The organism is Ruegeria sp., assembly GCF_028066395.1.
Classification (GTDB): domain Bacteria; phylum Pseudomonadota; class Alphaproteobacteria; order Rhodobacterales; family Rhodobacteraceae; genus Ruegeria.
The window spans coordinates 119,333-127,882 of record NZ_JALCBM010000003.1 but is presented as its reverse complement, the minus strand read 5'-3'; the positions used below and the strand labels follow the sequence as shown (position 1 = coordinate 127,882).

The 8,550-nt window shown below is 60.8% G+C and carries 11 protein-coding genes; 9 read left to right on the top strand and 2 right to left on the bottom strand.

Translation table 11 applies throughout. The annotated features are described in order from the left end of the window. The 5 genes from MPJ51_RS02120 to aqpZ form a co-directional block, all read left to right on the top strand. Window positions 1-489, top strand: a 489-nt coding sequence (locus tag MPJ51_RS02120; protein ID WP_298381332.1) for a ferritin-like domain-containing protein, incomplete at its 5' end; no start/stop codon positions are given. Window positions 490-655: 166 nt separating this feature from the next. Then, a complete protein-coding gene (locus MPJ51_RS02115; protein ID WP_298381331.1) occupies window positions 656-1,981 on the top strand; it encodes a M23 family metallopeptidase in 1,326 nt (441 codons plus the stop codon). Then, on the top strand, window positions 1,971-2,468 hold the full coding sequence (locus MPJ51_RS02110) for a polymer-forming cytoskeletal protein (RefSeq protein ID WP_298381330.1): 498 nt from the start codon (window positions 1,971-1,973) through the stop codon (window positions 2,466-2,468). The genes MPJ51_RS02115 and MPJ51_RS02110 overlap by 11 nt, the downstream gene beginning before the upstream one ends. Window positions 2,469-2,589: 121 nt before the next feature. Then, the gene (locus MPJ51_RS02105; RefSeq protein WP_298381329.1) at window positions 2,590-3,369 is read left to right on the top strand and encodes a 2OG-Fe(II) oxygenase; all 780 of its coding nucleotides are present in this window, start codon (window positions 2,590-2,592) and stop codon (window positions 3,367-3,369) included. A gap of 106 nt (window positions 3,370-3,475) precedes the next feature. Then, window positions 3,476-4,165, top strand: a complete 690-nt coding sequence (aqpZ, locus tag MPJ51_RS02100; RefSeq protein WP_298381328.1) for an aquaporin Z — start codon at window positions 3,476-3,478, stop codon at window positions 4,163-4,165. 60 nt (window positions 4,166-4,225) lie between these two features. Here aqpZ and MPJ51_RS02095 read toward each other — a convergent pair whose 3' ends face one another. Then, window positions 4,226-4,774, bottom strand: coding sequence for a peptidylprolyl isomerase (locus MPJ51_RS02095; protein ID WP_298381327.1), 549 nt, complete (start codon window positions 4,772-4,774; stop codon window positions 4,226-4,228). Further along, entirely contained in the window at window positions 4,767-5,273 is a 507-nt protein-coding gene (locus MPJ51_RS02090; RefSeq protein WP_170793244.1) for a peptidylprolyl isomerase, read from the bottom strand. The genes MPJ51_RS02095 and MPJ51_RS02090 overlap by 8 nt, the downstream gene beginning before the upstream one ends. Window positions 5,274-5,407: 134 nt before the next feature. On the opposite strand from MPJ51_RS02090, the gene MPJ51_RS02085 reads away from it, so the two are divergent. From MPJ51_RS02085 to pdhA, 4 genes are all read left to right on the top strand, one after another. Next, window positions 5,408-6,598 carry a phosphoglycerate kinase gene (locus tag MPJ51_RS02085; RefSeq protein ID WP_298381334.1) on the top strand — a complete coding sequence of 397 codons (1,191 nt, stop codon included), beginning with the start codon at window positions 5,408-5,410 and terminating at the stop codon, window positions 6,596-6,598. Between the two features lie 69 nt (window positions 6,599-6,667). Beyond that, a complete protein-coding gene (locus MPJ51_RS02080) occupies window positions 6,668-7,012 on the top strand; it encodes a lysozyme inhibitor LprI family protein (RefSeq protein ID WP_298381326.1) in 345 nt (114 codons plus the stop codon). 155 nt (window positions 7,013-7,167) lie between these two features. Next, the gene (locus tag MPJ51_RS02075; protein ID WP_298381325.1) at window positions 7,168-7,467 is read left to right on the top strand and encodes a septum formation initiator family protein; all 300 of its coding nucleotides are present in this window, start codon (window positions 7,168-7,170) and stop codon (window positions 7,465-7,467) included. A gap of 178 nt (window positions 7,468-7,645) precedes the next feature. Then, on the top strand, window positions 7,646-8,550 hold a 905-nt coding region (gene pdhA, locus MPJ51_RS02070), incomplete at its 3' end, for a pyruvate dehydrogenase (acetyl-transferring) E1 component subunit alpha (protein ID WP_298381324.1).

The following is an 8,550-nucleotide window of genomic DNA, read 5'->3' as shown; positions in this document are numbered from 1 at the left end:
TGGGTCAAATGCGCCGAGGAGGAATCGCGCCATTTCGAGATGGTCTGCGATTGTCTGGAACAGATGGGCAGTTTCTATGGCGCCCTGCCCGCCCATGCCGGAATGTGGCGCGCCGCCGAGGATACGGCCGAGGACCTGATGGGCCGCCTTGCGGTTGTGCCGATGGTGCTTGAGGCGCGCGGATTGGACGTGACCCCCGGCATGATCGACATTTTCCGCAAAGCCAAGGCGGATCAGGCCGTCGCCGCGCTTGAGGTGATCTATGCCGAAGAGGTGGGCCATGTCGCCTATGGCTCGAAATGGTTCCATTTCCTGTGCGGGCGCGAGAATGCGGACCCCAAGGATGTGTTCCACACTCTGGTCCGCCGCTATTTCCACGGAGCGCTGAAGCCGCCCTTTAATGAGGAAAAGCGCGCCGAGGCCGGGTTGCCGCCCGATTTCTACTGGCCCCTGACCGAGGACTTGCCCGCCCCCGGCACATCCGCCTGACCTTCGGCAAATTCCCGCCGATATCAGGCGGGAAAACTGTGGTTTTGCGGTGCCATTGGTTAACAAACTTGCCCCAAGGCCCCTGCCCCTTTATGCAATCGCCCCAAGGGGCGGCCACACCACTCACGACCAGCCCTGTCAAATGGGGACAATTGAGGTACGACGCGTGCGAACACGTCTGGCAATCAAACTACACTCACTGCTCGAGCGGCACTTTCCGGAACGCCGGGTCTTTCTGAAATCCGACAATGATACGCGGTTCATCCGGCTGAGTTCGGAAACCCAGGTGGCGGCTGTCGCCGGGGTTGCCGTGATGGTCGGCTGGACGGCGGTGGCCACCGCGATCCTGCTGATCGACAGCATCGGGTCGGGCAATTTCCGGGAGCAGGCCAAGCGCGATCAGGCCACATATCAGGAACGTCTGAACATCCTGTCCGCCGAACGCGACGCCCGCGCCGCCGAGGCGCTGGCCGCCCATGATCGGTTCAATGCGGCGCTGGAGCAGATCTCGGCCATGCAGTCGGAACTGCTGGAATCGGAAAACCGCCGACACGAGTTGGAAACCGGGATCGAGGTGATCCAGACCACCCTGCGCGCCACCATGAAGCAGCGTGAAGCGGCCCGTGGCGAACTGGCGGTGATGAAGCAGGTCGCCGATGGCGACACCGCGTATATGGCGGCCTCGGCCAATCCTGAACAGATGGCCTTCATGACTGACGCGCTGGCCCGTACCGCGCTGGAACGTGACATGATCGCCGCCAATGCGCAGGGCGCGCTGGATCAGCGCGACGAGCTGGAGCTGGAAATCCGCCTGATGCAGGAACGCAGCGACGAGATTTTCCGGCAGCTGGAAGAGGCCATGGTGATCTCGGTCGAGCCGCTGGACAAGATGTTCCGCAACGCAGGCATGCCCACCGACCGCATCATCGAAGAGGTCCGACGCGGATATAGCGGCATGGGCGGTCCGCTGACCCCTTTATCCTTCAGCACGCGCGGTGAGGAACTGACCCCCGACCAGATCCGCGCGAACATACTGCTGCAGCAGATGGATCAGCTGAACCTCTACCGTATCGCTGCCGAAAAGGCCCCCTTCGCCAGCCCCGTCCGCGCCGCCGTGCGCTATACCAGTGGCTTCGGCACCCGCCGCGACCCCAAGACCGGCGGTCGGCGCATGCATAACGGCGCTGATTTTGCTGGCGCGCAGGGCACCGATATCTTCGCCACCGCCGACGGCGTGGTCACCCATGCGGGCTGGCAATCGGGCTTTGGGCGGCTGGTCAAGATCAAGCACGCCTTCGGGATCGAAACACTTTACGCGCATAACACCAAGATCCTCGTCAAGGTCGGCCAAAGGGTCTCGCGCGGGGATCATATTGCTGATATGGGTAGCACCGGACGATCAACCGGCACCCATCTGCATTACGAAGTGCGCGTGAACGGTAAACCGGTAAACCCCATGACTTACATCAAGGCTGCGAAAAATGTTTTCTAAGAGCAAGATCAACGAACCCGGCGCCAAAGAAGCTGAGGCAGCAAAACCGGCCGCACCGGCAACCCCGGCCGCACCGGTAGCAGAGACCAAGCCCAGCACGGCCCCCAAGCCCAAGCCGCCCGCATCGGTTCTGTCCTCGGACCTGCACATCACCGGCAACCTCAAGACCTCGGGTGATATCCAGGTCGAAGGCACGGTCGAAGGCGACATCCGCGCCCATCTGCTGACTATTGGCGAAACCGCGACCATCAAGGGTGAGGTCACCGCCGATGACGTGGTCATCAATGGCCGCATCGTGGGCCGCGTGCGCGGGCTGAAGGTGCGCCTGACCTCGACCGCACGGGTCGAAGGCGACATCATCCACAAGACCATCGCCATCGAAAGCGGCGCGCATTTCGAAGGCTCGGTGCAGCGTCAGGACGACCCGCTGAACCCCGGTCGCGGTGGCAAGGCCGCTGCCAACCCGGCGGCGGAAGTCAAACAGTAAAGACAGTTCAGTCTGTTCTGCAAAAGCGCCGCGACCCTGATCGCGGCGTTTTTTTGTTTCTCGGTCGCCGAATAGGCCCTACACCAATTGGGAACAGTGCACGCAGCGGCATGGAGGCCCAATGGAACTGGCAGATATTGTCGACCTCACCACATACCCGATTGAGGACCCGGAATTTCGCGCGACCCTCAGACAAAGCTATCGGCGCGATGGTGTGCTGGAGATGCCGGGTTTCGTTAAAGAGAACGCGATATCCTCTATTCGGATCGATGGTCTTGCAAACAAAGACAAGGTGTATGCGAAGGCCGAGAGGCATACGGTCTACCTTAGCCCTCAGGACCCGGCCTATGGCCCTGAACACCCGCGCAACCGGCTGGTGACCTCGTCAAAGGGCTGCCTGACGGATGATCAGATCGCTGAGACCTCTGCCCTTCGAACGCTGTATAAGTCCGACATATTCCGCGCCTTTCTGTGTGACGTGCTGGAAGAAGATGCGCTGTATGAATACGCCGATCCGTTGTCGTCCATTAACCTGCACTTTGCCGAACAGGGGCAAGAGCTGGGCTGGCATTTCGATAACTCTGCCTTCGCGATCACGCTGATGATTCAGCCGCCTGAACAGGGCGGTTCCTTTGAATATGTCCGTGATGTGCGCGATGCGGATGCCGGTGAAATGAGCTTTGACGCCGTTGGCGATATCCTTGAAGGCCGTACCCCGATCAATCAGCTCGACGCTAAGGCTGGAACGCTGGTGTTCTTCCGTGGCCGGAACTCGATCCACCGGGTGGCCCCGAACGAGGGTCAGCAAACCCGTATCCTTGCCGTGCTGGCCTATAACACGGAACCCGGCATCTCTTTGTCGGAAAGCGCGCGCCGGACATTTTATGGACGCACGGGATAGTTCCCACGCGCTGCAAAAGAGCCTGAAAAATTCCCCGCAGAGGCCAGTTTCACAAAACGCACTTTTTGAATTAGACTGAAAGCCATTGTTTTTCGGAGGACTTTTCATGTCATCAAAACTCATGGCTGAATTCTTTGGCACCTTCTGGCTGGTGCTGGGCGGGTGCGGCAGCGCGGTGCTGGCCGCAGGCGTCGCCGATGTGGGCATCGGTTGGCTGGGTGTTTCCTTTGCCTTTGGCCTGACGGTTTTGACCATGGCCTATACGGTTGGTCACATCTCGGGCGGGCATTTCAACCCGGCGGTCAGCCTAGGGCTGATGATTGGCGGACGCTTCCCGGCCCGCGATCTGCTGCCTTATTGGGCCGCGCAAGTGGTTGGCGCGATTGCGGCGGCGCTGGTGCTGTACCTGATCGTCAGCGGCGCGCCCGGGTTTGAAGGCGTCGGCGGTTTCGCCTCGAACGGATACGGAGATGCCTCACCCCAGGGCTATTCGCTGATGTCGGCATTGGTGATCGAGATTGTGCTGACCGCGTTCTTCATCCTGATCATTCTGGGTGCAACCTCTGACGGGGCACCTGCCGGGTTCGCCCCGATTGCCATCGGTCTGGCGCTGACGCTGATCCACCTGATCTCGATCCCGGTCACGAATACATCCGTGAACCCGGCGCGATCAACCGGCGTGGCCCTGTTTGCCGATGGCCCGGCGCTGGCGCAGCTGTGGCTGTTCTGGGTGGCACCGCTGATCGGCGGCGCGGTCGGGGCGATCATCTGGAAGGTGATGTCGCCCGAGGACTGAGCCCATCGGGATCAAGACCCAAAGAAAAAGCCCGGCGCTGATCCCGCGCCGGGCTTTTGTTCATTCGGTCACCGAGACCTTTTTCATCGCATCCGGCTGACCGATGACCGCGCCATTGGGGCCATCGCCCCGCTTGATCGCGTCCACCACGTCCATCCCGTCTGTCACCTGCCCGACAACCGTATATTCACCGTTCAGGAACGGGCCCGGTTCGAACATGATGAAGAATTGCGAATTGGCGCTGTTGGGGTCCTGTGCCCGCGCCATGCCGACAACGCCCCGGTCAAAGTTGAAATCCGAGAACTCGGCCGGCAGATCAGGACGGTCCGAACCACCGGTGCCCGCGCGGCGCATGTCCCCACCCAGACGACCAAATTGCACGTCGCCGGTCTGGGCCATGAAGCCCTCGATCACCCGGTGAAAGACAACCCCGTCATACTGACCCGCCGCGGCAAGTGCGGTGATCTGTTCCACATGTTTGGGGGCAAGATCCTCGAACAGGTCGACGGAGACGGTGCCATTGGCGCCCTCTCCTTCGATTTCGATCTGCAAACCAGTGGCAAGCGCCGGGCTGGCCAGCAGGGCAAAGGCGGCGGCCAGCTTATGCATCGGCGGCCACCTTGACGCTGATCATGCGGTCGGGGCTTGCAGGCGGCTCGCCGCGCACGATGGCATCCACATGCTCCATCCCGTCGATGACGCGGCCATAGACGGTGTACTGGCCGTTCAGGAAATGGTTGTCCTTGAAGTTGATGAAGAACTGCGAATTGGCCGAATCCGGGTTCTGCGACCGCGCCGCGCCCAGGGTGCCGCGATCATGGGGCAGCTTCGAGAACTCGGCCGGGACGTTCGGCAGCGAAGACCCACCGGTGCCCGCCATGCGCAGGTTGAACCCGTCTTCCATGTCGCCATGCTGCACGTCGCCGGTCTGCGCCATGAAGCCGTCGATCACACGGTGGAAGGCGACGTTGTCATATTCACCGCCGCGCGCCAGTTCCTTCATCCGCGCGCTGTGCTGCGGGGCCACGTCGGGCAGCAGTTCGATGACGACATTGCCGTCTTTCAGCTCGATGATGATGGTGTTTTCGGGGTCTTTGATCTCGGCCATGAGGCCCTCCTGTCGTTTATCTTGCGCAAATACCTATGCCGCACGCGCGTGAATGCCAAGTGACGCATTGACCTGAGGGCAAAATGCAGGAAAAGAACCGCTCAAATCAGTTTCAAAACTCTGAGGATTGCGCGATGGGCTGGAAAACGCTGGACGATATGGACCTGAACGGCAAACGCGTGCTGGTGCGCGTCGATATCAATGTGCCGGTCGTGGACGGGGTGGTCACCGACGCCACCCGGATTCAGCGCATCGTGCCCACGGTGCGCGATATCCTGACCGCGGGCGGCAAACCCATCCTGCTGGCCCATTTCGGACGCCCGGGCGGTGAGCGGCGAGAGAACCTGTCGCTGAAGCAACTGATCCCGACACTTGAGGCGGCGTTCGAGGCCGAGGTCCTGTTTGCCGCCGATTGCGTCGGCACCGAGGCCGAACTGGCCGCCGAGCAGTTGCAACCGGGTCAGGTGCTGCTGCTGGAAAACACCCGTTTTCACGCCGCCGAAACCAAGAACGACACCGATCTGGCCGCAGGAATGGCCAAGCTGGGCGATGTCTACTGCAACGATGCATTTTCCGCCGCCCATCGCGCCCACAGCTCGACCGAGGCCATCGCGCGCCTGCTGCCCGCCTGCGCGGGACGCCTGATGCAGGCCGAGCTTGAGGCGCTGGAAGGTGCCCTTGGCGCGCCCAAACGTCCTGTGACGGCTGTTGTCGGTGGCGCGAAAGTGTCGACCAAGCTGGAACTGCTGGGCAACCTGATCGACAAGGTGGATTATCTTGTTATCGGCGGCGGCATGGCGAACACCTTCCTTGTCGCCAAGGGCCTGAATGTGGGCAAGTCGCTGGCCGAACGGATCATGAAGGACACCGCAGCGGAAATCCTGGCCAAGGCCGAAACCTCGGGCTGCACGATTGTTTTGCCGCGTGACATCGTTGTGGCCGAGAAGTTTGAATCACACGCCCCGTCTCAGGTTCTGCCCGCCGACCAATGCCCCGAAGACGGCATGATCCTGGATGCCGGTCCCCACAGCGTCGCGGCCATCGCCGACATCATCGCCGAAAGCCAGACGCTGATCTGGAACGGACCGCTGGGCGCGTTCGAGATCGAGCCCTTTGACGCAGCCACCAATGTGGCCGCGCTGAAGGCGGCGGCCCTGACCCGCTCTGGTCAGTTGATTTCGGTTGCCGGTGGCGGCGACACGGTTGCCGCGCTGAACGCCTCGGGCGCGGCCAAGGATTTCTCCTACATCTCGACCGCTGGCGGGGCGTTTCTGGAGTGGATGGAGGGTAAGACCCTGCCTGGCGTGGCCGCGCTGGAGCAATAATCACCGGATCCATTCCATGGCCGGGGATCGGCATTCAGGGTAAAATCCCTTTCGAACAGGAGATGTGCCATGAAAATCATTCCGATCCTCGCGCTTGCCCTGATCCCCGCCTCGTCTTTCGCGCAGTCGCATTGTGGCGGGCAGACGCAGCTCGCCATCAATTTCTGCGCCAAAGAGAAATGGGCAATAGCAGACAGTGAGTTGAACCGGCTTTGGAAGGATATCAAACCGGCAGCAGATGCACGCGGTGAGGGGCAAGCGCTGCTGGATGAGCAGCGCGCCTGGCTGAGAAATCGCGATGCCACCTGCGACCCGGAACTGACGGCGGGCGGCAGTGCCGACGCCATGTTCTATTGGGCCTGCATGGAAGAGCAGACACTTGAACGCAACCGGGACCTGACCGACTGGCGCTAAAAACCGGGTCAATTCTTCTGGGCGCGGGCTTTTCCTCGCGATCTCAAAATTTTGCGAATCAAGGGATTCACAAGCCGAATCGCCTGTGACATAGTGCAGGCAGATGCCCGCAAAGGGCACGTTTTTGAGGCAGACTTCATACGGCGGTAAACAGAGTGTCCCGTTCCCATCGGCCCGGTTTGGGCGCAGTCGTTTTCTTCTCGGTGGCTTTCATGCTGGGTGTGTATTTCACCTTCGCCGCCGTGCAGGGCGATTATGGCCTGTTCCGACGGGTCGAGATTGCAGCGGAACGGGACACCCTGTCACGCGATCTGGCGGTTCTGAACGCCGATATCACCCGGATGGAGAACCTGACCCGCCGCCTGTCCGACACCTATCTGGACCTCGACCTGCTGGATCAGCAGGCCCGATCAGTACTGGGCATGATCCGCTCGGACGAAATCGTCATCCGCTGATCGGGTTCCGAGATTTTTCGTCGAAAAATCTTGCACCGCGCTTTGATGCGCAGCACTTCATATGCCGAAATTCGCGCGCTCCGACGCTGCGTCATATTTCCCCTCGCCAGATGAATGGAAATGCTTTATGAGATAGTTTAACGCTAAACTATCTGTCCGAGAGGGGGAGATCGCCACAATGGCTGCGCGAAAAACCACAAAGAAACCAAACGTTTCTGCAGAAGAGATGACCACATATTACCGGGAAATGCTGCTGATCCGCCGATTCGAGGAAAAGGCCGGGCAGTTATACGGAATGGGTCTGATCGGCGGTTTCTGCCACCTTTACATCGGCCAGGAAGCCGTTGTTGTCGGTCTTGAGGCCGCCGCCGAAGAGGGCGACAAGCGCATCACCTCCTACCGTGATCACGGTCATATGCTGGCCTGCGGCATGGATCCGGGCGGCGTGATGGCCGAACTGACCGGGCGCATTGGCGGTCTGTCCAAGGGCAAGGGCGGCTCGATGCACATGTTCTCGAAGGAAAAGCACTTCTATGGCGGTCATGGCATCGTCGGTGCACAGGTGCCGCTGGGCGCCGGTCTCGCCTTCGCAGACAAGTACAAGGACAATGGCCGCGTGACCTTCACCTATTTCGGGGATGGCGCCGCAAACCAGGGCCAGGTCTATGAGACGTTCAACATGGCCGCCCTTTGGAACCTGCCCGTCGTTTTCGTGATCGAGAACAACCAATACGCCATGGGCACCGCGCAGACCCGATCCACCTCGACCAAGGACATCTATCACCGAGGCGAGGCGTTCGGCATCCCCGGCGAAATCGTCAACGGCATGGATGTGCTGGCCGTCAAGGAAGCCGGTCAAAAGGCCGTCGCCCACTGCCGCGCGGGCAAAGGGCCCTACATCCTTGAGGTCAAAACCTATCGCTATCGCGGCCATTCGATGTCCGACCCGGCCAAATACCGCACCCGGGAAGAGGTCCAGAGAGTCCGCGAACAAAGCGACCCGATCGAACACGTGCGCGAGTTGCTGCTATCCGGCAAACACGCGACCGAGGATGATCTGAAAGCGATCGACAAAGAGATCAA